The organism is Limosilactobacillus oris (assembly GCF_025311495.1).
In the GTDB taxonomy this organism is placed as follows: domain Bacteria; phylum Bacillota; class Bacilli; order Lactobacillales; family Lactobacillaceae; genus Limosilactobacillus; species Limosilactobacillus oris_A.
Genome location: NZ_CP104398.1, coordinates 330,363 through 353,448 on the forward strand (window position 1 = coordinate 330,363; position 23,086 = coordinate 353,448).

24 protein-coding genes and 1 pseudogene are annotated in these 23,086 nt (G+C 47.2%); 11 read left to right on the forward strand and 14 right to left on the reverse strand.

The features are described 5' to 3' along the window. Positions 1-90: 90 nt before the first annotated feature. A complete protein-coding gene (locus N4599_RS01665) occupies positions 91-2,613 on the reverse strand; it encodes an excinuclease ABC subunit UvrA (RefSeq protein WP_260901553.1) in 2,523 nt (840 codons plus the stop codon). A gap of 93 nt (positions 2,614-2,706) precedes the next feature. Between N4599_RS01665 and N4599_RS01670 the strand changes: the two genes are divergently transcribed. Then, positions 2,707-3,099 (forward strand): VOC family protein, encoded by a 393-nt coding sequence (locus N4599_RS01670; protein ID WP_260901555.1) that lies wholly within the window; start codon positions 2,707-2,709, stop codon positions 3,097-3,099. A 38-nt stretch (positions 3,100-3,137) separates the two neighbouring features. On the opposite strand, the gene N4599_RS01675 is transcribed toward N4599_RS01670, so the two are convergent. Next, the gene (locus N4599_RS01675) at positions 3,138-3,980 is read right to left on the reverse strand and encodes a YdcF family protein (RefSeq protein ID WP_260901558.1); all 843 of its coding nucleotides are present in this window, start codon (positions 3,978-3,980) and stop codon (positions 3,138-3,140) included. Between the two features lie 6 nt (positions 3,981-3,986). Continuing rightward, entirely contained in the window at positions 3,987-5,708 is a 1,722-nt protein-coding gene (locus N4599_RS01680; RefSeq protein WP_260901560.1) for an ABC1 kinase family protein, read from the reverse strand. 133 nt (positions 5,709-5,841) lie between these two features. Here N4599_RS01680 and N4599_RS01685 point away from each other — a divergent pair, with 133 nt between their 5' ends. Then, entirely contained in the window at positions 5,842-7,203 is a 1,362-nt protein-coding gene (locus tag N4599_RS01685; protein WP_260901562.1) for a hemolysin family protein, read from the forward strand. 44 nt (positions 7,204-7,247) lie between these two features. Here the strand turns inward: N4599_RS01685 and acpS are convergent, their stop codons facing one another. Next, positions 7,248-7,604 carry a holo-ACP synthase gene (acpS, locus tag N4599_RS01690; protein ID WP_260901564.1) on the reverse strand — a complete coding sequence of 119 codons (357 nt, stop codon included), beginning with the start codon at positions 7,602-7,604 and terminating at the stop codon, positions 7,248-7,250. A gap of 163 nt (positions 7,605-7,767) precedes the next feature. Here acpS and N4599_RS01695 point away from each other — a divergent pair, with 163 nt between their 5' ends. The 5 genes from N4599_RS01695 to N4599_RS01715 all read left to right on the forward strand — a co-directional run bounded on the left by N4599_RS01695 (position 7,768) and on the right by N4599_RS01715 (position 13,233). Next, positions 7,768-9,147 carry a DHA2 family efflux MFS transporter permease subunit gene (locus N4599_RS01695; protein ID WP_260901566.1) on the forward strand — a complete coding sequence of 460 codons (1,380 nt, stop codon included), beginning with the start codon at positions 7,768-7,770 and terminating at the stop codon, positions 9,145-9,147. A gap of 170 nt (positions 9,148-9,317) precedes the next feature. After that, positions 9,318-10,469, forward strand: a complete 1,152-nt coding sequence (locus N4599_RS01700) for an MFS transporter (protein WP_260901568.1) — start codon at positions 9,318-9,320, stop codon at positions 10,467-10,469. Between the two features lie 129 nt (positions 10,470-10,598). Beyond that, a complete protein-coding gene (tnpA, locus tag N4599_RS01705; protein ID WP_260901570.1) occupies positions 10,599-11,036 on the forward strand; it encodes an IS200/IS605 family transposase in 438 nt (145 codons plus the stop codon). Beyond that, complete coding sequence (locus tag N4599_RS01710; protein WP_260901572.1) at positions 11,033-12,193, forward strand: transposase; 1,161 nt, start codon at positions 11,033-11,035, stop codon at positions 12,191-12,193. The genes tnpA and N4599_RS01710 overlap by 4 nt, the downstream gene beginning before the upstream one ends. 155 nt (positions 12,194-12,348) lie before the next feature. Next, positions 12,349-13,233, forward strand: a complete 885-nt coding sequence (locus N4599_RS01715) for an aldo/keto reductase (RefSeq protein ID WP_260901574.1) — start codon at positions 12,349-12,351, stop codon at positions 13,231-13,233. Positions 13,234-13,340: 107 nt separating this feature from the next. Here the strand turns inward: N4599_RS01715 and N4599_RS01720 are convergent, their stop codons facing one another. Beyond that, a complete protein-coding gene (locus tag N4599_RS01720; RefSeq protein WP_260901575.1) occupies positions 13,341-14,204 on the reverse strand; it encodes an alpha/beta hydrolase in 864 nt (287 codons plus the stop codon). Continuing rightward, positions 14,205-14,636 (reverse strand): DapH/DapD/GlmU-related protein, encoded by a 432-nt coding sequence (locus N4599_RS01725; protein WP_260902445.1) that lies wholly within the window; start codon positions 14,634-14,636, stop codon positions 14,205-14,207. 208 nt (positions 14,637-14,844) lie between these two features. Between N4599_RS01725 and N4599_RS01730 the strand changes: the two genes are divergently transcribed. Together N4599_RS01730 and N4599_RS01735 are read left to right on the forward strand one after the other, a co-directional pair. Further along, the gene (locus N4599_RS01730; RefSeq protein ID WP_260901577.1) at positions 14,845-15,636 is read left to right on the forward strand and encodes a Cof-type HAD-IIB family hydrolase; all 792 of its coding nucleotides are present in this window, start codon (positions 14,845-14,847) and stop codon (positions 15,634-15,636) included. Between the two features lie 35 nt (positions 15,637-15,671). Then, positions 15,672-15,791, forward strand: a pseudogene (locus N4599_RS01735) (IS982 family transposase); the annotation flags it as partial. A gap of 265 nt (positions 15,792-16,056) precedes the next feature. On the opposite strand, the gene N4599_RS01740 reads toward N4599_RS01735, so the two are convergent. The 5 genes from N4599_RS01740 to N4599_RS01760 form a co-directional block, all read right to left on the reverse strand. Further along, entirely contained in the window at positions 16,057-17,292 is a 1,236-nt protein-coding gene (locus N4599_RS01740) for an ammonium transporter (protein WP_062812501.1), read from the reverse strand. A gap of 273 nt (positions 17,293-17,565) precedes the next feature. Continuing rightward, positions 17,566-17,940, reverse strand: coding sequence for a DUF3021 domain-containing protein (locus N4599_RS01745; protein ID WP_260901580.1), 375 nt, complete (start codon positions 17,938-17,940; stop codon positions 17,566-17,568). A 14-nt stretch (positions 17,941-17,954) separates the two neighbouring features. Continuing rightward, on the reverse strand, positions 17,955-18,407 hold the full coding sequence (locus N4599_RS01750) for a LytTR family DNA-binding domain-containing protein (protein WP_062812499.1): 453 nt from the start codon (positions 18,405-18,407) through the stop codon (positions 17,955-17,957). A gap of 23 nt (positions 18,408-18,430) precedes the next feature. Then, positions 18,431-19,270 (reverse strand): ABC transporter permease, encoded by an 840-nt coding sequence (locus N4599_RS01755; RefSeq protein WP_260901583.1) that lies wholly within the window; start codon positions 19,268-19,270, stop codon positions 18,431-18,433. After that, positions 19,270-20,115: an ABC transporter ATP-binding protein gene (locus N4599_RS01760; protein WP_260901586.1), complete on the reverse strand. Its 846-nt coding sequence runs from the start codon at positions 20,113-20,115 to the stop codon at positions 19,270-19,272. The genes N4599_RS01755 and N4599_RS01760 overlap by 1 nt, the downstream gene beginning before the upstream one ends. A gap of 246 nt (positions 20,116-20,361) precedes the next feature. On the opposite strand from N4599_RS01760, the gene N4599_RS01765 reads away from it, so the two are divergent. Together N4599_RS01765 and N4599_RS01770 are read left to right on the forward strand one after the other, a co-directional pair. Continuing rightward, positions 20,362-20,499 carry a hypothetical protein gene (locus N4599_RS01765; protein WP_260901588.1) on the forward strand — a complete coding sequence of 46 codons (138 nt, stop codon included), beginning with the start codon at positions 20,362-20,364 and terminating at the stop codon, positions 20,497-20,499. Positions 20,500-20,517: 18 nt separating this feature from the next. Continuing rightward, entirely contained in the window at positions 20,518-21,756 is a 1,239-nt protein-coding gene (locus N4599_RS01770; RefSeq protein WP_260901591.1) for an MFS transporter, read from the forward strand. Here N4599_RS01770 and N4599_RS01775 read toward each other — a convergent pair whose 3' ends face one another. The 3 genes from N4599_RS01775 to N4599_RS01785 are packed head-to-tail and all read right to left on the reverse strand — an operon-like array spanning position 21,757 to position 22,925. Further along, on the reverse strand, positions 21,757-22,095 hold the full coding sequence (locus N4599_RS01775) for a GNAT family N-acetyltransferase (RefSeq protein ID WP_062812495.1): 339 nt from the start codon (positions 22,093-22,095) through the stop codon (positions 21,757-21,759). 2 nt (positions 22,096-22,097) lie between these two features. Beyond that, positions 22,098-22,538: a MarR family winged helix-turn-helix transcriptional regulator gene (locus N4599_RS01780; RefSeq protein ID WP_062812494.1), complete on the reverse strand. Its 441-nt coding sequence runs from the start codon at positions 22,536-22,538 to the stop codon at positions 22,098-22,100. A gap of 18 nt (positions 22,539-22,556) precedes the next feature. Next, positions 22,557-22,925, reverse strand: coding sequence for a TetR/AcrR family transcriptional regulator (locus N4599_RS01785; protein ID WP_260901593.1), 369 nt, complete (start codon positions 22,923-22,925; stop codon positions 22,557-22,559). Positions 22,926-23,086 lie beyond the last annotated feature (161 nt).

The following is a 23,086-nucleotide window of genomic DNA, read 5'->3' on the forward strand; positions in this document are numbered from 1 at the left end:
GCTTTGCCGAGCACTGAAACCCATTTGCGTACTGCGCCGTTCGTATTTTATCTAAGTAAGAGGACTTATGTCACAGCCTCTTTATCGCTCTTATTCAAATCTGTGAACGTAATCTGCTAGGTACCGGGTGGTCAGGCTGGTTGGCTTCTTAGCCAGCTCTTGGGGAGTCCCGGTAGCAACTACGCGGCCCCCATTCTTGCCGCCCCGCGGGCCTAAGTCCATTAGGTAATCTGCGTTGACGATTAGGTTCAGGTCGTGGGTAATGGTGAGAATGGTGGCACCACGGTCCAGCAATTGTTGCATGACCCCCAAAAGCGTCTTGACGTCTAAGGGGTGGAGGCCAATCGTCGGTTCATCAAAGACAAAGAGGGTTGTACTTTGCCGCCGGTTGAGGTGCTTAACCAGTTTCAGCCGTTGCGCCTCCCCACCCGAGAGCGAGGGCGTGCTTTCCCCGAGGTGGAGGTAGGCTAGGCCAACTTCGTCCAGCAGTTGCAATTCGTGTTCAATCTTCGGTTCCGAAGTAAAGACCTTGAGTGCTGTGCGGACATCGAGTTTGAGAAGGTCAACGATTGAATAACCGTGCCACTTGACCTCCTGAATTTCCTGCCGGTAACGGGCCCCCTCACAGCTTGGACAGGTTTGTTGCATGTCCGGCAAAAATTGGATGTCGAGGGTTACCACACCGGTCCCGCCGCAGCTTGGGCAAGCCCCCTGCTTATTGTTGTAGGAAAAGTAGCTGGCAGTGTAGTGCCGTTCCTTAGCCAGTGGCTGGGCTGCAAAGAGCTTTCGCAGGTTGTCCATAATGCTGGTGTAGGTGGCAACGGTTGACCGGGTCGTCTTGCCGATTGGTGCCGCGTCGACACTTACCACGTTTTTGAGCGGTGTTGTCAGCGACTTGACCTGCTTTGGTAAGGGACGGCCATTAGCCTGGTCCGTAATTGCTGGGACCAGGCTGTCGAGAATCAGGCTGGTTTTCCCGGCTCCGGAGAAACCAGTGATGGCACTCAGCCGGCCCACCGGGAGCTGCCCCGTAATCTTTTTGATGTTGTAGTAGTCAGCGACGGTGAAATCAATTGACTTCTTAGCTGGCACCGGCTGGCGGATCCGAGCGAGCAACTTCGCCGTTCCATTCAAATAGGGGCCGATGTTAGAATTCGGGTCGGCCGCAATTGTCTGCGGGTCGCCGCTGTTAAGCACTTGGCCACCTTCCTCACCAGAACCGGGGCCGATTTCGATAATCCAGTCGGCTTCCCGGATAATGTCGACGTTGTGGTCAACTACTACCAGCGAATTGCCCTGGGCAACCAGTTCATGGAAGACCCCGAGCAACCCCTTGATGTTGTCGGGGTGCAGACCAATTGACGGTTCGTCGAGGATGTAAAGGACCCCGGTCGTCTGGGTGCGTAGAGTCCGGGCAAGCTGGATGCGTTGTAGTTCCCCTGTTGAAAGGGTATTACCATTCCGGGATAGTGTCAGGTAGTCCAGACCAAGCTCTAACAATGGCCGCAGGTTGTCATCGAATTCCTTAAACAGTGACCGGGCCATCGTCAGCATATCATCCGGCAGCGTCTCGAGGACCGCCTTCTTCCAGTCGCTAAGTTCACCCAGTGTTAGGTCGGTCACCTGGGCGATGTTTAGCCCGCCTGCTTCCTGCTTGAGTAATTCCGGTTTAAGCCGGGTGCCGTGACAGACCGGACAGGTGGAGTAGCTAAAAAATTCACTGATCCGTTTTTGTGAACGCTCACTCTTACTCGTTTGGGCAGAACGCAGCACCGCCTCATGGGCGTTTTCATAAAGGGCGTTAAAGTCATGAAAGACCCGGCCGGTGCCGGATCGAAAGTCCATCTTAAACTTCTTGGCCGGACCGTTGAGGACAAAATCCTTTTCCTTGTCCGTCAGGTCTTGGTAGGGAACGTTAATCCGGACCCCGGCCTGCTCAGCAACGTTCGGCATGAAATTCCTGCCGGGCAGGTGCCAGGCGGCCACGGCGCCCTCGGCCAGCGTTAACGTGGAATCACAGATTAACTTGCTTTCGTCGATTTGCCGGACCTTCCCAGTACCCTGACAATTATCGCAGGCGCCAGCAGAGTTAAAGGCAAAGTCCTCCGCGCTATAGGCGCTGAACCGAACACCACAGACTGGACACGTCAACTGCCCCATCTCTTCACCACTCTTGCTCATGGCTTCCGCAATCGTCAAACTGGGTTTTAACCGGTGACCGTTAGGACAGACTGGTGACCCCAGTCGGGAGAAAATCAGGCGGATGACGTTAAACATTTCACTCATGGTTCCCACCGTGGCCCGCTCTGAGGGGATACTCGGCCGCTGCCGCAGTGCCAAAGCCGATGGAATATGTTTGACACTGGTAACTTCGGCCTGAGCACCGAGCTTGATTCGCCGGCGGGTGTAGGTCGAGAGTGCTTCCAGGTAGCGCCGGGAGCCTTCTTCATACAGAATTCCCATCGCTAGTGAACTCTTTCCGGATCCCGAAAGGCCAGAAATGGCAACGAACTTGTGGAGGGGAATGTCGACGTCGATGTTTTTGAGATTATGAACACGCCCACCCCGTACTTCTACTTGCGCTGGAATAGTACTTACTTGCTGATTAGTCACTTACGAGTGCTCCTTTTGTTGGTTTTAAAGCAGTTGCGATTAGACTAACTACCATCATATAATATTGAGCAGGAAAAGAGGAATGATTTGAATATGAAAATGCGCAGAATTGACCATATTGTATTGACCGTCAGTGACCTGGAGGAGTCGACCCGGTTCTACCACGAGGTCTTTGACATGCCAGTGCTGGACCAGCAGAGTAACGATCAGCTGGTGACTTTGCGGTGTGGTCACCAGTTGATCCGGTTACAAAAAAGTGACCGGCAAACGGAACTAAAGGCGCCCCACTTAACCACCGGGGCCGCCGACTTCTGTATCGTGGCTGGTGACCAACTGGAGGACATCCTTCACCACCTCAAGAGCTACTTCGTCGACATTGTGGCCGGTCCGGTTGAAAAGCATGGCTCCGAGGGTGCCATGACTTCGGTTTACGTTCACGACCCGGATAATAACTTGGTAGAGATTGCCGTTTACGCAAATAAGTAGGATTATGACAAACCGGTGCAGGGAAAACCTGCACCGGTTTATTTCAATAGTAAACTTTCCCCTAACATTAATATCACTAGCAAGACGGCGCCAGCAAAGCGGCGATGGTCACGGATAATTCCCAGGTAATCCCGCACCAGGGTTAGTGGAAGGTAAGGCCAAGGAGTTGGTGCGGAAAGGAAGTGCCAGTTCAGACCTAAGCGGTGGGTGTATAGCATTGCCCGTGGAACATGAAAAGAACTTGTGACCACAGTTACCCGTGGCTTCCCTTCCCCATGCCAATGCTGGTCAATCAGTTGGCGACTGTTTACCAGGTTTTGCCAGGTGTTGCGAGCCTGGCGTTCTAGCAGAATCTTCGTTGCAACGACACCGAGCCGTTGCAGGTAGTCGGCCATTGCCCGCGCTTGCGTTACCTGGTCACCATGGACGTCGCCGCCACTAACAATAACTACTGTTTCAGGATGGACCTTCCAAAAGCGGCCTGCCGAATTCAAACGCGCGGCGAGGACCGGTGGGACCTGTCCCTTACTTAGCCCTGCCCCCAAGACGACCAGGTAGTCCGTTGTCCGTGGATGGGGCCAGACCCGCAGGAGAAGTACAGATAGGCCTATCATAATCAGACCGGCAGTTGCCAGGCTATCAGTGGTTATCACCAGCAGCCACAGCTGTTGCCCTAGCTTGGGTAGCTGTGCTAGTGGTAGGCTCCACAATCCTGGTAAGAAAATTAGCATATTAAGGCCCATCATGATCGCAGTCCAACGGTTATAGGCTAAACTAAGGGTCCGGTTTTTAACCCGCCGAATCAGAATGAGGTAAATCGTGAAAGTCCACAGGAGCGTGACCAGGCCAGCTAAAATTAGTAAAATAATCAGCGTACCCATTTAAACTCACTTCTTACTATTGCGCCAGTGCTTAAAACGATGCCAGAGTTCACTTACGACCAGTATGGCAATCACGCCAAGCGAAATGGCATAGCCAAAGACCCCGAGATGATAAATGTGGGGATGACGGGTACTGCTTTCGACCAACAGCGAAGAGCCAAGAATCACTGCCGCTAACACGATAACAACCAGCAGCCGGTTAGCGACCCGTTCTACCTGTTTCAGCAGGTGCTTCTGCCCCTCATAGCGTAACTTGACTTCAATGTCGCCGTTGTTAAAAGTGTCCAAGGCGGTGTCGAGCCGTTCAGGCAACTGGCCTGCCGATTCCAGAACGGACCACAGTTTAAATAGGCTATCATCGGCAAGGTCACGCGCTTTAAGTTTACGTTTGAGGTAGGCTAAACCAAACGGCCGGACCACCGCCATCATTGAAATGTCCGGATCCAGATGGGCAACCGTTGACTCGAGCGTTCCAAAAGCCTTGATCAACATTGTTACCTCTGGTTTGATCTGCAGGTTATTATCTTCGCAGAGTTGGATGATGCGGTAGAGCATGTTGGAGAAATCGATTTGGCCTAAGCCCTCGGCCAGATACGGACGAATAAAGTTACTTAGCTCCTTGCTAAAGCGTTGCTGGTCTAACTCACCTGTTTGGTTGCAAATTCCGAGGACCGCCTGGGCAATTCGGTGCTGGTCCTTGCTGGTTAGTGCTAAAACCACCTCGGCAATGCCATCAGCCATAACGGGTGTAAGGCGTCCCATCATCCCGAAGTCTAGGTAAGTCAACCGGTAAGGCGGGAGCGGCGTCTGCTCCTGGTAGGCTAACTCTGCGTGCTTAAATGAATGCGTGAATTCCCTGCTGGTTTCTAGCTGATCCCCCGGAGCTGTCGTGAAAAGAATATTTCCGGGATGAGGGTCGGCATGGAAAAAGTAATCAACGAACACCTGCTTCATAAAGTTACGGACCAGAGACGTCGCAAGAGCTTGGTTGCGTTCTTGTTCCGCGGCGGCTGACGCATCAAACAGCTCGCGGATACTCTTCCCGGTCATTGCCTGGTTGACCAGAATTCGTGGAGCACAGTATTTGAGATAGACCTTGGGAACCACAAAAATCCCCTGCCCGTTATTGAGGCGGTAAAACTCTTCTCCATTTTTAGCCTCGTGGAGGGTGTCGATTTCACTGAGGAGGGAGGCGCTGACTTCATCCAACGTGCGATCTAAGTCAACGACCGCCGTATTGGCAGGCACGTACTTCACCATTTTAACTGCCCGGCGGAGCAAGGCGAGGTCAGTGTTTACCAACTGAGTGACGGCTGGGTGCTGAACCTTGACCACTACCGGGGTGCCGTCTAAAAGGACTGCGTGATGAACTTGGCCGATGGAAGCAGAGGCAAATGGTTCTGGATCAAAACTCTTGAACACCTGGGCGATTTGCTTGCCGCTGGCCTCTTCAAAGGTTTGCTCAACACTCGTAAACGGGTCGGCCTTGACCTGGTCTTGGAGTTTCCGGAGCGCCTGTACGTAATCGGTGGACACTAGGTCGGGCCGGGTCGAAAGGATTTGCCCCAGCTTAATAAAGGTTGGCCCTAATTCTTGCAACGCGTTGCAAATTGCCTCCGGGTCCCTTTGATGGTAAAAATTCGAAATAAAGTGATACTTGCGCATCACCGCGATAATTTCTTTTAAGCGGGTTCCCTGTTTTATTTCCGTTTGTTGCTTATTTTCCATTGATAACCTCACCCTCACTGAGTCTGCTTATCATAATTTTACCGCACTTTTTTACTAAATAGTTGGTCAGTCAAATGGGAAATTGATACAATAGGACTAAACATCAATGAAAGATTAGGTGATTTTGTAAGTTATGGATGCACTATGGTCATCTTATTGGTTCAGATTACTTGTCATTATTTTAATTCTGTTACTGGCGGCCCTCTTTACCCTGCTGGAATATTCCGTGGTTAAAGTACGGCCGAGTGAGCTGCAAGAGCTTCGCCAGACACGGAAGGTTAAGCGCGCCGAGCACATGGTCAACAACCTAAACGAGTACTTATCGACTGCTCAGGTTGGGGTTACCATGACTTCCCTGGTATTAGGGTGGATTGGTGACCAGTTTATCACCGACCTCCTCTTAAAGATTCACTTGATTCCGCGGGAAGTGCTGGCCCCACTGGCACCGGTAATTGGGGTCTTGATTTTCACCTTCTTCCACGCCGTTTTCACCGATTTGGTACCGAAGAACATGGCGATTGACCGACCGGTTCAGATCCTGCTAGCCATTGTTCACCCAATTCAGTTCTTCCACACGATTTTTTATCCCTTCGTTTGGTTATTTGCCGTAACTGCGGCGTGGATTACCAAACTACTGGGCTACAATGTTCAGCCAGAAGAGGATACTTACTCGCAAAACGAAATCATGACCCTTTCTCAGCAGTCCGAAAAGGCTGGGGAAATGGATAAGGAAGACGTTCTCTTTATGCGCCGGGCCTTTGAAATGAACGATAAGGTTGCCGAAGACATCATGATTGACCGGACTCAACTAGCCGTGATTGATATCCAGGCTTCGATTGAGGACGCGGCCAAACTCTACTTTGAGAAGAAGTTTACCCGCTTCCCAGTGGTGGCAAATAACGACAAGGACCACATCTTGGGTTACGTGTTTGCTTATGATATCATGCGGCAAAACCAGATTAATCCGCAACAATCAATTCGGACAATTATGCGGCGAATCCCGATTGTTTACGAGAATGAACCGATTACCAATGTCCTGCAGACGATGGTGAAGAAACAAGTGCCAATTGTCGTTGTTCAAGACGAGTACGGTGGAACTTCAGGAATCGTAACTGATAAGGATATCTATGAGGAGCTCTTCGGTACGGTGGGTGAAGAAATTGACCACGCCACTTCTGATATGATTGAAAAGAAGGATCCTGACAGTAAGGGGAACCCGACCTACGAAGTTTCCGGAAAGATGCCGCTTGATGACTTTGAGCGCTTCTTCAATACCAAGATTGACCAGTTTGAGAATTCCGAGGTAACAACCCTGACTGGTTTCTTCTTGGAGCGCCAATACGACATGAAGGTCGGCCAGCCAATTAGAGTCGAAAACTTCTCCTTTACCCCACTCGACCTGCAGAACGCGTATGTCAATAAGTTTAAAGTGGTTTACATTAAGCCAAAGAAGAAGGCAGCGCAGACCGACGACGGGGAAACAGATAATAAATAAATTAAAAAGCAGCCAGCGAATTTTTTCGCTGGCCGCTTTTTACGTTAATCCGTTTCTAATATGATTTCGGTCATCACTAGGCTGCCCGTGTGGCTGACCGAGGCGTGGACCCGACCAGCAAAGGGCGACCGGGTGACCACTGGTTTACCGATCCGACTGTCGAGGATTTCAACATCCTGAAAGCCGACCGCTTTACCAATCCCGGTTCCCCAGGCCTTGGCAAACGACTCCTTTAATGACCAACGCCCTGCCAAGTACTCTAGAGCGCGTTGCCCAGTAAAGCCGTGATACTGTTTCTGCTCGGCCGTTGTCAGGACTCGATCCAGAAACTGCGGGTGCTTGCTTGCGAGTTCACCCACTCGGCTAATCTCAGTTAGGTCGATCCCTAATCCCTTAATCATTGGTTGTCCTCCTCTTTTAATCCGGTCCATTGCTGTTTCTTATAACTGAATTTTAGCATGGTTAAGAAAGCTGACCAAGCTAATTTGCGTTTGACAAACCTCACTGAATTGTTAAACTGGGAAAGCATTACTGTAAACAAAGGAGAATAAACAACTAAATCACATGAAAGATCAACGAATTAGCCGGGCACTTATTATTATGGTTTTTGGGACCTTCTTCGGCCTCCTCTGCTCGACCTTAATGAACATCGCCCTGCCGACCTTTATGAAGGTTTTTAATATTTCCGAAGGTCGCGTCCAGTGGGTTATGAACGGCTACATGCTGGTGAACGCACTGATGATCCCCGTCAGCTCATACCTCATCAAGCGTTTTTCATTCCGGCGGCTCTTTATTATTTTCGCCGGTGTTTTCCTGCTGGGGACCGTTCTCGGTGCCCTGGCAACGTCCTTTAGCTTCATCGTCATTGCCCGAATGATTCAGGCAATCGGGGCTGGAATGATGATGCCATTGGTCAACGTCCTGGCGATTCGTTATGCCGTGCCGGGAAAGAAGGGCCGAATCATGGGAATAATTGGTCTTGCCTTTAACTGTGCCCCGATTCTGGGTCCGGCAGTTTCCGGCTTCTTGCTCAACTACCTTTCCTGGCGTTACCTCTTTATCTTAATCATTCCATTCGCGGTCATCACCCTGCTCCTATCATTTTTCTTCTTGCCCTATATTCCTCACAACGAATTACCGTGCTTTAATCTGCCAGGGCTAATCCTGATTACGATTGGATTGTGGTCACTTTTGATGGGACTGTCAAACGTTTCTAGCTATCCCTTGGCAACCTTTAACGTCGTTGGCTATCTTGTTATTGGTTTAGTAGCCTTAGGGTTCTTTGTCCTCAACCAGCGGCATAGTAGTCACCAGCTAATTAACTTCAAAATTTTTGCCCACCGGCAATTCGTCCTGGCAACTGTGATTAACATGCTAATCACGGCCACAATGTACGGGAATTCCATTTTGATCCCCCTGCTGGTCCAGATTGTCCTAGGGAAAGGGACGGTTACTTCAGCGATTACCGTGCTGCCCGGGGCGATTTTAACCGGTTTGCTCTCGACAACCAGCGGGCGCTGTTACGATATTTACCCGATTAAGTGGCTAGTCGGCGCGGGGCTGATTATTGACATCATCGGGACAACCTTCCAGGCCGTTGTGGGAGCTCAAAGCACGATCCTGATGATTACGATTTTCCAAACTGTCCGGCAATTTGGTCTGGTAACAATGCTGATTCCGTTACAGACGCAGGCCCTCTCACTCTTGCCAAATGAAATTGTTCCTGATGCGGTGGCGACCTTTAATACCATGCGGCAAATCGCTGCTTCCTTTGGGACCGCCTTAATTGTCGCGGTGGTCGGCATCGTCAACAATTTCCTGCACTGTCAGTCTTCCCACCTGGGAATTCAAACTGGGTTTGCCTTCTGCCTGCTCCTGCTGGTCGTTTCCCTGGTATTAAGCCAGCAGCTTTACCACAAGATCGTTCGTGCTCAGACAAGATAAAACATTGTAACGTTTTACCTAACGGCTATGGTATAATATCAACGGTAAATTTAACTGCCTACCCCGGGGTTTTAAAAGCAGCTTCCCCATTTTGTCCCCGTTCTCAACAAACAAAACGTGCACACCAAACTGCATTAATATGCTTGTAGAAGGGATTGGATAAACTAAATATGAAGTATCGTTTGCAATGTATTGTTTTTGTGCTGGTTGCATTTATGCTTGGCTGTAATGAATTTATGGTGGTTGGGGTCCTCTCCAATATTGCCGAAAGCTACCACGCTTCGCTTTCGGCGGTTGGTCTATTGGTGACGATGTACGCGCTGACCTACGCCATTTGTACGCCGATTCTAACAACCATTACGGGGAAATATGACCGCTTTAAGGTTTTAATGACACTGATGGTCGTGTTCTTCCTGGGAAACACACTGACGGCGGTGGCACCGAACCTCTTCCTCCTGTTCGTTTCCCGGATAATTACCGCAGGCGTTGCGGGCGCCATTATTTCGCTGATCCTTGTCTACGTCAGCATTATCGCTCCGATTGAAAAACGGTCAATGATGGTCGCAACGGTTTTCGCTGGCTTTAGTACGGCGACGATTATCGGGGTTCCCTTGGGGACAACGATTAGCTCCGCCTTTTCCTGGCACGTGAGCTTCGCGATTATCAGCGGGTTAGCACTAATTATTGGTGCCTTTCTTCTGGCACTGGTCCCCCGTCATACTCCGCAAACAAAGGGGTCAATTGGTCACCAGGTTAAACTGCTCAGGGATCGGCGAATTATCCTCGGCATTGTCGTGATGGTTACTCTAATGGCCGCAGAGTATACGTTCTACACTTACATTCGGCCGATTATCACTGACGTCCTGCACTTCAGCACGACGGATTTGAACTGGCTGTTGGGCCTGGTCGGCGTCATGTTTATCATTGGAAACGCCTGTGCCGGGATCATCTCAAGCCGGTACGGAATCCGCAAGCTCCCGTTGATCAGCGGTGCCTGCCTGGCGCTCCTCCTGCTGATGGGACTGAGCTTTGCCAATTCGTGGACTGGCGTGGGCCTGCTGTGTCTGATTTGTTTAGTCCTCGGAATGCCAGGGTCAATTTTACAAGTAATGTTCTTGAACGTTGCTGACAAGGATTATCCGGCAGCGATGAACCTGGCGTCGTCGCTCAATCCAATTTGTACCAACGTTGGGGTGACGGTCGGCTCCTTCCTGGCTTCGTTGAGTGTTAACTTCATTGCAATTAGCCAGATCGGGTACATTGGTGCCGTCTTAGCAGTAATCAGTACCATTGGGGCGGTTTTATTAGTTCGCCATGATTAAACTAACTGGTCTCTCGGAAAAGTCACCGGGAGGCCTTTTTGAAAAGGAGCAAGGAAACACGTTCTTTTAAGGACGTGATGAATTGCCCTTCTTTTGCGTCTAAATTGCATATGGATAACAATTATTGATATGAAAGATACACAACGTCTTACATATGGTAGAACGTCAGTCTATAATCTTAATTACCATCTCATTTGGAGAACTAAATACCGCAACAAAGTGCTGAAAGGACACGTGGAAGTTGTCTTGAAACAATCATTGTATGAGATTGCTTCAAAATATGGATTTACAATCGCTCATATGGAAATTGGTAAAGATGATTATATTCACTTGTTAGTTAGTGTACCACCAAAGCTGTCAGTAACTAATATTATGCGCTGGTTAAAAGGAATCTCAGCTTGGCAGTTGTTCCGTGAATGCCCGGAACTTCAAACTAGTTATTGGAAAAAGCGAGGACGTCATCTATGGTCGTCAAGTTACTATGTTGAAAGCATTGGTACGGTTAACGAACAAGCGGTGGCTAAATATATTGATGATCAGCGTCAAAAGGAGGTGAACTTAGAATGAGCAAAGTTATTAAAGGAATCAAACTACGCTTGTATCCAACTAAAGCCCAGCAAGATCAACTATGGCAAATGTTTGGTAATGATCGAAAAGTATGGAACTTAATGCTTGGTATGGCTAAAGAACGTTATGAGAACAACCCTAGCAGTCATTTCGTAAATGAATACGGTATGAATTACTTATTAAAGCGCCTCAAGCAGGAATATCCATACTTAAAAGATAGTGATGCCACTAGTTTCTTAGTCGTTAACCATAATTTAGCGCAATCATTTAAGATGCTATTTAAACATCGGGGTGGCTACCCCCGCTTCAAAAGTCGTCATGCTTGGAGACAATCCTATACTGGTCGGTCAGCATGCAAGGTAACTGCTAAACGGCGGATGCAATTGTCAAAATTGGGTAGCATTCGAACTAGTAAAACTAGCCAAATTGGAGAGGCTAAAATCAAACATTATACGGTGAGCTATGACTCGACGGGTCGATACTATCTTTCATTGCAAGTTGAAGCTGAGGTTAATCAGTTACCGAAAACCGGTCAGTCAATTGGCTTAGACATTGGAATCGCTGATTTAGCCATTAGTTCTGACGGAGTTAAATACGGTACTTTTAACGCTAAATGGTTAGAAAAGCAAGCAACCAATTGGCAGAGTAAGTATTCAAAGCGGTGTCATCAAGCTACTATAGCTATGCGACAGTGGAATAACAATCATAAGGATTCCAAAATGGAACTGAACGATTATCAGAATTGGCAACGGGCAAGGGTAAACAAAGCTCGCTACCAGCAAAAAATTGCGAATAAGCGTAAGGATTATCTGCATAGGCTAACCACTGATTTAGTTAGGGAGTACGATGTAATTGTAATTGAAGATTTGAAAACCAAAAATCTTCAAAAAAATCATCATCTGGCTAAGTCAATTGCCAATGCAAGTTGGTATCAATTCCGTACCATGTTGGAGTATAAATATGAGTGGTATGGTAAGCAATTAGTCGTAGTAAAGCCTAATTACACAAGCCAAATTTGTTCTCGCTGTGGATTTAATAGTGGTAAGAAACCATTAGAGATCCGTGAATGGACTTGCCCAAAGTGTGGTACGCACCACGATCGAGATATTAATGCGGCAATTAATATCTTGAATAAAGGATTAAAAGCCGTTGGCTAGGAACTAGCCGTGGTAAAAGAACAGAGTTATGTAAGTTAGGTCTCTGGAATACCAGACGAACAATCCTAAATACTACTCTGTGTTCCCAGAAGCTCGGTCATTTACGGCCGAGTAGTTCACCAATGCTATACTTGATTACAAGAAGGTGTTAAAAAATGGATGAACAAAGGAATGTGAAACTAAATAATGGTATTGTGATGCCCCGGGTCGGCCTGGGCGTCTGGAAATCATTGAACGGCGAGGCGCAGCAGATGGTTGCAACCGCCTTACAAAATGGCTACCGCTTGATTGACACGGCTAAGCAGTACGGCAACGAAGCTGGTGTGGGCGCCGGGCTGCAGGAAGGCATGGATAAGGCTAAGCTCAAGCGGGCAGACATTTTCCTGACGACCAAAATTTGGAACGGGGACCAAGGCAACTACGATCAACTACGCAAGAGCTTTAACGAACAATTAGGGAAGCTGCAGACGGATTACGTGGACTTACTCCTCCTTCACTGGCCGGTATTTGACAAGTACCTGAAAAGCTGGCAGGCGTTAGAGGATATTTACCGGGACGGTCAGGCCAAAGCAATCGGGGTCTGCAACTTCAACGTTGACCACCTGACTAACCTACTCGACCATGCTGAAGTGAAGCCGGCCGTTAATCAGATTGAATTTAACCCCCGGATCCACCAGCCGGATACGGTGGCACTTTGCCAGATGCAAAAGATTCAGCTGGAAGCGTGGTCACCACTGGGAAATGGGCAGACGCTGAACGAGCCGGTAATCAAAGAGATTGCGGCCAAGCACCACAAGAGTGTTGCCCAAGTTGAATTACGTTGGGAACTGCAACAAGGCTTCATCGTTATTCCAAAGTCCAGCCACGTTGCCCGGATGCGTGAGAACCTGGATGTCTTTGACTTCCAATTGGATGCCGATGAGATGGAAGCAATTGCGGAACTAGACCAGGAAAAGCATTCTATCTGGTACGATAAGTTCAAGTGGTCCGGTAACCCGGACGGTGTTGATGACTACATCGCTGATGGGAACGGCTTTTAAGCACTCTATATTTGATGTAAATATCATACCTACCACTTTTGTGCCAGTCATTTAAAATATACAAAACTCGCAGGCTCAACGAGGGCTTGCGAGTTTTTAGTTAGCGATTACTTTTCCCACAGGAACTTTATCAGTGCTTGGTCGACCTGGTGGTTGTTATTATGCAGGCGGCTGTGCTGGGCACTCTTCCCGTGCAGTTCAATTTCTTGGTAAGACTTGGCCCGGTTGCCAACCAGATATTTTAGCGACTGTGCAGAGGTGACAGGAACGTCACCATCAGAGTTGCTGCCGTCGTCAAGGTTGCCATAAATGTTCAGTACTGCGGTGCCAGTTGGAAAGTGCTGGCGCAGGCCTAAGAGTTCTCGGTAAGACGGGTCCATGCTGCTTGGCTCTCCCGTTTTACGGTTGATGGTGGCTCTTTCACTGCTCAGCTGTCCCACCAGGCCGTTATAGTGACCAGCAATGGCAACCAGGTGGGCAACCTTTGGCAGGTTCGCGTTGTCATAATTATAATTGATGTAGTTGATGATTTCTAGGTTTCCCATCGAGTGACCGACCAGGTTGATTTGTCGGTAGTGGTGCTGCTTTTGCAGGGCTTGCACAACGTTCCGAACGTAGGTGCCGCCGTGGTGGTAGCCGGCCGTGTAGTCGCTCTGGTAATTTGCCAGCTTATTGTCTTCGAGGTTGACCTCAACGATTGGGTTAACAGCGTGCGCTGGAATCTCCCGGTTAAAACTTACCCGCCCCTGCTTATCCACGTTTGCCTTGACAATAGTTCTGGTGACGCCAGCATTACGAGCGGCATTTGCCATCTTTTCTTCCGCGTGGGAGCTGCTCCCCCAGCCGTGGACGAAAATGGTTGGCGTGGATGATTGGACATAGTGTGTAATGGCATGAACTGGCTGATTGGCGGTCAGAATTCCACCGACCACGGCGCTTAGTGCCAATAATGTTTTGACTATTCTGTTCATTTAACTTTCCTCCTCATCAAGGTGTTTGATGACCCGTGCTGGTATACCAGCCACAACGGTATTTGCGGGGACATCCTTAGTAACTACCGCTCCTGCCGCGACAATTGCGTTCTTGCCGACGGTTACTCCTGGCAAAATAGTGGCGTTGGCACCTAGCCAGGCATTTTCTTCAATATGAACGGGGTTCAGCTCTACCCCATGACGCTTGTGGGGATTTAAGGGATGGTTAACGGAAATGATGGTGACGTTGGGCCCGACAAGGACGTCATCGGCCAGGCTAATCCCGCCCAAATCAGTTAACATTACACCGCTATTAATGAAGACGTTTTTGCCGATTTTTAGGTTGGCCCCGTAATCGCTCCTGATGGGAAGCCGGATTTCAACTGAATCGTCAATTGGGTGTCCCGTCACATTAGTCAAGACCTGACGGATTTGTTCTTGGTAGTGTTAGTCGCTGAATAATAAAGTACTAAGGTCTTTGCCATAGTGAATTCCTCTTTTCTAATTATTTGTTAGTTAAATTATAGTAGCTGGCAGGACAAAAGGAAAATACTTATTACTTGTACATAACCATGCTAAAAATGAATAAATCAATTTGTTATAATAGGGACAAGACATCGTTAATGAGGAGGAAATATTAATGATTCGCGCAATTGCTACTGATATTGACGGTACTTTTTTAACCACCGATCGCCACTATGACCAGCAGCTCTTTAAACAGCTTTACCGACGGATGGCCCAGCAAGGGATTCGCTTTATCGTTGCCAGTGGTGATCAATATTACTTCCTGCGGTCCCTCTTCCCAGATATTGCGGACGACTTGGCCTTTGTGGCTGAGAACGGCGTACTGACAGTTGACCGCAACCAGGAAATTACTTGTGGGCAGTTGAAAACAGCTGATGTTACCAGAATTATCGCCTATCTGGAAACTCTTCCGCAAACTAATTACATTGTCTGTGGCCGGCAGTATGCCTACGTCAAGGACACCATGCCAGATTACTTTATTCAGAATATGGATAAATTCTATACCCGGACAAAGGTCGTGCCTGAATTTGACTTTACGGGAGACAAGATCTTTAAGTTTGCCTTGACCGTCCCAGCTGAAAGAATGCGGGCAATCTCTCATAATATTAATACGAAGTTTGCTGGGATTATCCGGGCAACGGCCAGCGGGAACGGCGCGATTGACCTGATTATTCCCCACATGGACAAGTCATACGGGTTGAAAAAGCTGTTAAATCGTTGGCAGGTTGACCCAGCCGACCTGGTAGTCTTTGGCGATGGCGAAAATGACCTCGAAATGTTTGAACTTGCTGGGACCAGTTATGCCATGGGCAACGCACCGGCTAACGTAAAAGCGGCAGCGAGCCAGACGATTGGAACTAACGATGACCAGGCAGTATTGCAGCAATTGGCAAAGATGCTCAAATAGTCTCGTTGATCAGGAGCTACTGCGCTGGGGTATTTTTATTAAAATACTATAATGCCGAAAATAATCGTGCGCGAAGTTTAGCAGGCTTTCAAGAACGGTTAGAAGTGGCAATTTTAGCATCTAATATGGAGTATTGTCTAGAAAAGTTTCACTAGCACCACGCGTATTTTAATAATCCGCAATTTACTAGCACATACAGCCGAAGAAATTACAACAGTTCCGAAAACATGGCGATTTTTAACTGATCTCAGTAATCAATTTGATCTTGTTGGCTTAACAATTGCTGAATATATGCCATGGAGTGCTCAGCAGCTAGCAGATTTAATGGACAATCTTAAAATTTTTAGGCAGTAATTGAAAACGCAACAAATTCAGCCACTTAAAAAGATCACTATCGACTCATTAGGTGGCTGAATTAATTTACTCAGTTCTTTCATCTGCTAACCGGGTAGAATGGAGCGGTTCGTTATGCTGGCTTAAATCCAGACCAAGTATTTCATCATCGCTAGAAACTCGAATTTGCATCCAGCAACTAATTAACTTAATTAGGAGCATTGAAATTATCAAAGTCCAAGCAATCACGATAATAGTTGTTAATAATTGAATATTAAATAAATGCCAACCGGCACCAACAAATAGGCCATCGCTAGTAACATGACCATTAATCGCATGACTGGCAAATAATCCTGTTGCAATACTACCCCAGATTCCACTAACCCCATGACAACCAAAAGCATCAAGGGTATCATCCAGATGGATTCTTGGCTTAATCAGTGTAACAAATAAGAAACTCACGATCGAACCAATTAGCCCGATCCAAATTGCACCGTCGATAGCAACATAACCAGCAGCCGGTGTAATTGCTACTAGGCCACATAAAGCGCCCGAACATGTCCCAACCAGGGTAATATGACCAACTCGCCAAACTTCTAATAATTGCCAAGCAACCATTGAAGCGGCCGTAGCGATAGTTGTTGTAATCATCGCTTGCATTGCAACATCATTAATTGCTAAGGCAGAGCCAGCGTTAAAGCCATACCAGCCAATCCATAAAATTGCGGTACCTAATAAGATCCAAGAATGGTTGGCGTGTTCGTCTTCGGGATGAGAACGGGGCCCAACCATTATAGAAAGGGCCAGCGCGGTAATCCCAGCATTAATATGAACTACTGTTCCGCCTGCAAAATCTAATGCTCCCAGTTTTGAAAGTAATCCATTGCCCCAAATCATATGGACGAGTGGATAATAGACACAGATTGACCAGCAAATTATAAAGACCATTAAAAACTTAAACCGGACCCTTCCAACAATCGCACCAACGAATAAAGCCGGGGTAATGATTGCAAACATCATTTGGAATAGTGAATACAGTCCTAATGGGATTTTCCCCGTAGTTAACTGGTCGAGTCGGACATTACTCATCATCATGGCATGAAGATTACCTACTAATCCAAAGACGTTGCCGTTGAATGATAATGAATATCCTAGGATAACCCATAGAATAATGGCGAGTCCTGAAATAAAGAATACTGAGAGCAGCGTATTGACTGAATTACGGCGTGACACCATTCCACCATAGAAAAAAGCTAATCCTGGCGTCATAAAAAACACCAGGATACTAGCAACCATTACAAATAATGTGTTTGTCGTACTCATCTCAACTCACTCCTCATCGTTACTAAGATAATAGTTAGACTATACAGAGGTAGGTGGTCTAATTCAATACGATGACAAAAGATTCGTTTAATATTAAGCAAATTAAGATGGACTCGAAATGATAATAACCAGATTGGTCCAAATAGCGAATAATATAAAGAGCTTGCAGATAGATCTTAGGCTTAACTACATCTAACATTATTCATTCCATTGACCTAAAAGTGTATCAAAAAAGATGAGTAGCAATTCATAACCTACTACTCATCTTTACTATTATTTCCGCTTATTCAATTTGGCGTTAATCTCTCGAACATCGCTTTCTTGTTGGAACCGCAGGACAATCCAAATAATCACGTAAGCAACCACGATTAGCCACAACGACTGCAAAGTGATTCCCCAGTGGTTGACGACAATCATCACTGCCACCAGCAGAACCGTAATTATAAAATGAACGATTAACGCCACAAAATAATTTAAGTCCGTTTGAAAGATAAACGTTGCCACGCCAATTAACCCACTGATGACCATAACGCTGACCGTGTTCAATGCCGTTGGCAGCATCGGTTGGAAGTGAATGGTTAAAAACACTAAGTACGTGGCTGACCCAATTGCCAGTCCTTTTAAAAATCGCTTTAAAATTCTCTTCATCTGTGAAATCCCCACTATAAGCCTAAGTATTGCTTAATTACCGGTACGTACCGTCTGCTAACCGTTGTTCTGACCCCCGTTTCGAGCCTGGCTACTAACGTTCCCGAAAAGCCGTTCTCAATTGCCTGCAAATAATCCATATTGATAATTGCAAAGCGCGAAACCTGGATAAAGTTCGGCGCTGTTAGCCGGGTATGAACATCCTTCAATTTGCCCACCGACTTAATCACTTGAGCGGTCGTATAAAACGAGAGCTCATTTTGGTTGACTTCGACCATTACTAAGTCAGCCGTCTTAATAATCATAAAGCGGTCAGGTGTCTTGATCGGCAACTTCTCCGCTGGGTTACTCTCAAACGCTTTTAAATAATTAAGAAGGCGGTCAACACGGGCCGTTTTAGCGGAGCTCTCGACAATTACTGTCAGTTCTTCTGGCTCTAGGTCCGCCTGTTGAAACCGAACTTTCAATTTATGAAAACCTCCTGAATAAGTTAATGCTGCTTATATTTTAAATGATTAACGATAATTAGCAAACCAAGGCCAAGCAGACTTACGATTGTGACCAGCAGCATGTTTTGTGACAGTCCCAAAGAATGCTTAAACACCGTCAGCTTAATCCCTAAGTAGTCATTGAGCTCTGGTAGGACTACTGCCGGAATTCGGTTTCCAACCAGAAGCTCACGAAAGCTGCTGGCAATATAAGAACTTGGAAAGGCCTTGACCAGGTGGCGGCCAAACGCTGATAGTGCGCCCACCGGCATGTAAGTAGCAATTGCGAACCCGATTCCCGTTCCAATCAAGGCCGACGTTCGGTTAAAGACGACGTGACTGTGGATAAACTCGATAATAATCTGGCAAAAGACGGTCGCGACAAGCGTGCCCAGTAGTGAAACCAGCAGGAGCTTACCCCCATCTGCCCATTTAATCGTCAAGTTATCAGTCACTTTAAAGTAGACTGCCATGATGATAAAAGACACCAATTGCATAATCAAGCTAATTAAAAAGGCACTGATAAAATAACTAATCGCGAGCTGCCACTGCTTTAGTGCTGTCATCCGGAAATCCTGATAGCGGTTGTCTTCCCGGTCGCTTACTAACTGGCCTAAAGCGCCAAAGGCTGTCGTGACCCCGGCAATTGTCAAAATGCCGCCCATCATCCAGGCATCTAAGACCTGGTTTGCGTTAGCGACTTTTTGCCATTCTTGGACTAAATTTTCTTTCAGAAAACTAATGTAAATAAAGAATGTAATCAGGGCTCCTAGTAACGACATCATGGCACCCATGCGGTTACGAAAGTATAGTTTGAGGTTACGGTAAATTAAAGCTGCCATTATTGAATCTCCTTTCCGGTAATGTTGACAAAGGCGTCATCCAGGTCGCCCTGCCGGTATTCAAAGTTTTCCAAACTGCTCCGGTAATGGTCGAGGAGCGTCAAGGCTTGCTCATGGTTAATGCCATTGATTTCATAGCGCCGGTGGTCAACCAACTTGGCACCCTCTGGAACTGTGTTATCCTTGAAGATCAGCAGCAATGAATTCCGCGCGTATTGTTGTTTTAACTGCGCTGCCGAACCGGTCGCCAGTACTTTCCCCTCTTCCAGAATATAGATTAATTCCGCGTTACTGGCCTCTTCCAGGTAGTGGGTCGTCAGAAAAATCGTCAGTCCCTGCTCGTACTGCAGTTTTCTCAAAAGCCCCCAAATGACGTTGCGCGTTTGAATATCAAGACCCGTTGTTGGTTCGTCCAGAAACAGCAAATTGGGATGGTTTAACAGTGCCCGGGCAATATCGACCCGTCTTTTCTGACCACCGGACAGGGTTCCGTACCGCTGGTGCAGGAACTTAGTCAGGACCATCATCTTGGTCAGGCGCTCAATCCAGTCTTGGTCAATCCCCTGGTACATTGCCGCCCGGCTTTGTAAATTCTCGCTGACCGTTAAGTGATCATCCAATACGCTATTCTGGAAAACAACGCCGATTTTTAAGTCCTTGGCGTAGGAAATGATTCCGCCAGTTGGTTTTAGCAGGCCCACCAGCATGTTAATGGTGGTTGATTTGCCAGCGCCGTTTGTTCCCAAGTACGCAACCAATGCTCCTTGGGGTATCGCTAAATCCAGCTGATTGACAGCAATTTTGCTACCATACTTCTTAGTTAAATTTTGGGTTGTTATTAGCATTTCTCTCACCTCAGTTAGCATTGTATTAACCTGGGGTCACTAATACGTTGTTTCCTCAATGGGCGGTCAACATTGACGGGTAAGTTGCTGATTTCCTTATCCCAAATTCAATTTGCAATCCCTACTATTCTCTGCTATGATACTGATAATTTAATAACAGGCGCTCAAGAACAGCGGGCGAAAAAATAAGAGCTGGATAAGGAAGTTAATTTCCTGTCCAGCTCTTTTACTTTGAAAGGAGTTATTATGTCTCGTCAAAATAAAATTCTAATGGTGGTTACCCTGCTCTGTGGGAGCTTCATCACTGCCTTTTCCGAAACCTTGCTTAATAATGGCCTGCCAACAATCATGGCAGAGGTCCACGTGAGCGAAATGACTGTTTAATGGCTCAGCACTGGTTACATGCTTGCCGCTGGAATCACCATGCCGCTCGCGGCTTACCTTACTAATTCGGTTAAACTAAAGCCGCTTTTCTCGGTTACCATGATGATTTTCCTCGTTGGGACCGTTATCTCAGCATTGGCACCGAACTTCGCCCTCTTACTAATCGGGCGGCTGATTGAAGGTGTTTCCGTTGGTATTACCATGCCACTGGTTCCTAATGTTCTTGCCCTGATTTTCTCGCCGCAGCACCGAGGAACCGTAATGGGCCTGGCAGGAATTATCATTAACTTCGGACCGGCTACGGGACCCACCGTTTCCGGGATCATCGTCGACTACTTTAGTTGGCGGATGCTATTTATTATTCTAATTCCAGTCTGCATCGTTGTCCTGATCGCCACCCAATTATTCGTTAAAAACGTGGCTCCAGCCAAGCCGTCATCCCTTGATATTCCTTCCGTCCTCACCTCGATGGCGGGCCTGGCAATCTTACTATACAGTCTGGGGCGAGTTGGTGAAACTGGACGGTTAGATTGGCAGACTGTGATTCTCCAGGTAGCCGGAATCGCCATTATGACTTACTTTGTCAAACGCCAGCTCAGGCTCAAAAGGCTACTACTGGAAATGCGGGTCTTCAAGGCGCCCTCTTTCCGGCTTGGCGCAATTCTGGCCCTCCTTAACACTTCGTCCTTAATGGCAACCGAACTAATGCTGCCGCTCTTTAACCAGAACGTCTTGAAAGTCACGCCCACTGTCTCCGGATTGATGCTGATTCCGAGCGCCCTCGTGATGATGGTGGTTTCACCAATTGCTGGGCAGCTCTATGACCAAATTGGGATTAAGAAGGTCGCCTTCCTCGGTTTTGGGATTGGCTTGCTGACGACAATCCCGATGGCCTTTTACTCACCAACTACGAGTATTTCTACCGTGACGGCCCTGTACGCCATTCGCTGTGGTGGTATTAATCTGGCTTACTCCCCGGTCAGTGTCTATGGTCTAAATGCCCTTTCGCAGGAGTATGTCGTTTTCGGTAATACTCTGATGGTTAACCTGAACCAAATTGGGAATGCTTTCGCTAATGCGATGGCTGCTAGCTTGCAAGCACTCGGCCAAAAGCACGGCATTGCCCACCAGCTTTCGATGCCCGCTTCAGTTCTCCAGGGTTTTCACTGGTCTTTCTGGTCGATTGCGGTTCTCAATATTATTGCCTTTGCGCTCCTATTCAAGCTCAAAAATCGTTCGGCGGTAGAGCTAAAGTAGCTACATCGGCTCATGCACCATCTTGATATGTGGTGTGGACTTATAAATGAACGGCTCTCCCTCACTGACAAAGCCGACTCGTTTATAAAAATCTTCAACTTGGACCTGAGCCTCAATTTCAATCTGTCTGCCTGGGAACTCTTGTTGGATTGTTTGCATAATTTTATCCAACAACTGACCACCAAATCCCTGGCCACGCACCTTGTTGCTCGCTGCAACCCGACCATCAGGATCCTGGTAAACGCGCTGTTGGTCAACCACAAAAACTTGCGCCCGTAATGCGAGAAGTTGATAAAGATCGGTTACCGTTAATTCATTGAATCGTTTAACCTGCCACATGCTTAATCCATCCCCTTCTTGAAAAGTAACTGATTAATGGTCTTGATACTTTGAAAATATTCTTCCTGCTCCGCGGGCGAAAGATCTTCAATCATCTTCTTAATCAGGTCGTTAGATTTCTGATTAATATCTTCAAATACCGCGTGACCATGTTCGGTCAGCGAAATATTAATTGACCGTGAATCCGTTGGTGAGGGTGTCTTTTGTAAGATCCCCTTATCTGTCAACCGTTTAATTGTCCGGCTGGCATAACTTTTATCCAGGTGCAGGGCCCGGGTGACTGCCATCGGGGTGTCGAGGTGGTTAACTGCCACTTCGATTAAGATCCGCCCCTCCGGCCAAGTTAGGTCAGTATCAAAAGTCCGTTTGTTCAATACTCCTAAGACTTGGGTGTAGTGCCGGTTAAATGCCCGAATACTATCAATTTCTTGGTCGGTTAACATAGTTACGTTCCTCCTTGATTAATGATGCTTTTTCACGAAAAGATTAAAGATAATGTTATACTGAGCGCCTGCAAGACCAAATAGATCAATCTGTTCTTCTGTCGTCATGCTGTATGGGTATAGAGTTAATAAATGTTTGTTCAGCTCTTCCAAGTAGAGATATGAAAGACCAGCCCTTTCAAGCCCTAAAACTGCTCGTTGGTCACGTAATAAGTAACGCCACACTTCACGCATATACTCCTTTTGAAACCGTTCTTTAATTGTCTGGGGATGGTACTGCTGATCAAAGGCAGTTAATTCCTGTTGGATTAAAAAACGGACAAAATCTAATTTATCTGTAAAGTGCCGATAAAAAGTTGATCTTGCCACACCGGCAGTTATTACCAACTGGCTAATCGTAATTTTCTCAAAACTCTTTTGGTCTAATAACTGTAATAATGCTTCCTTTAACGAAGAAAATCACTTGTTTCTCTTCGGCTCGTTTTTGCATAGACAATTCCCTCTTCATTGTCCGACTAACATTAATTATCTCTCACTAAAATGATTAT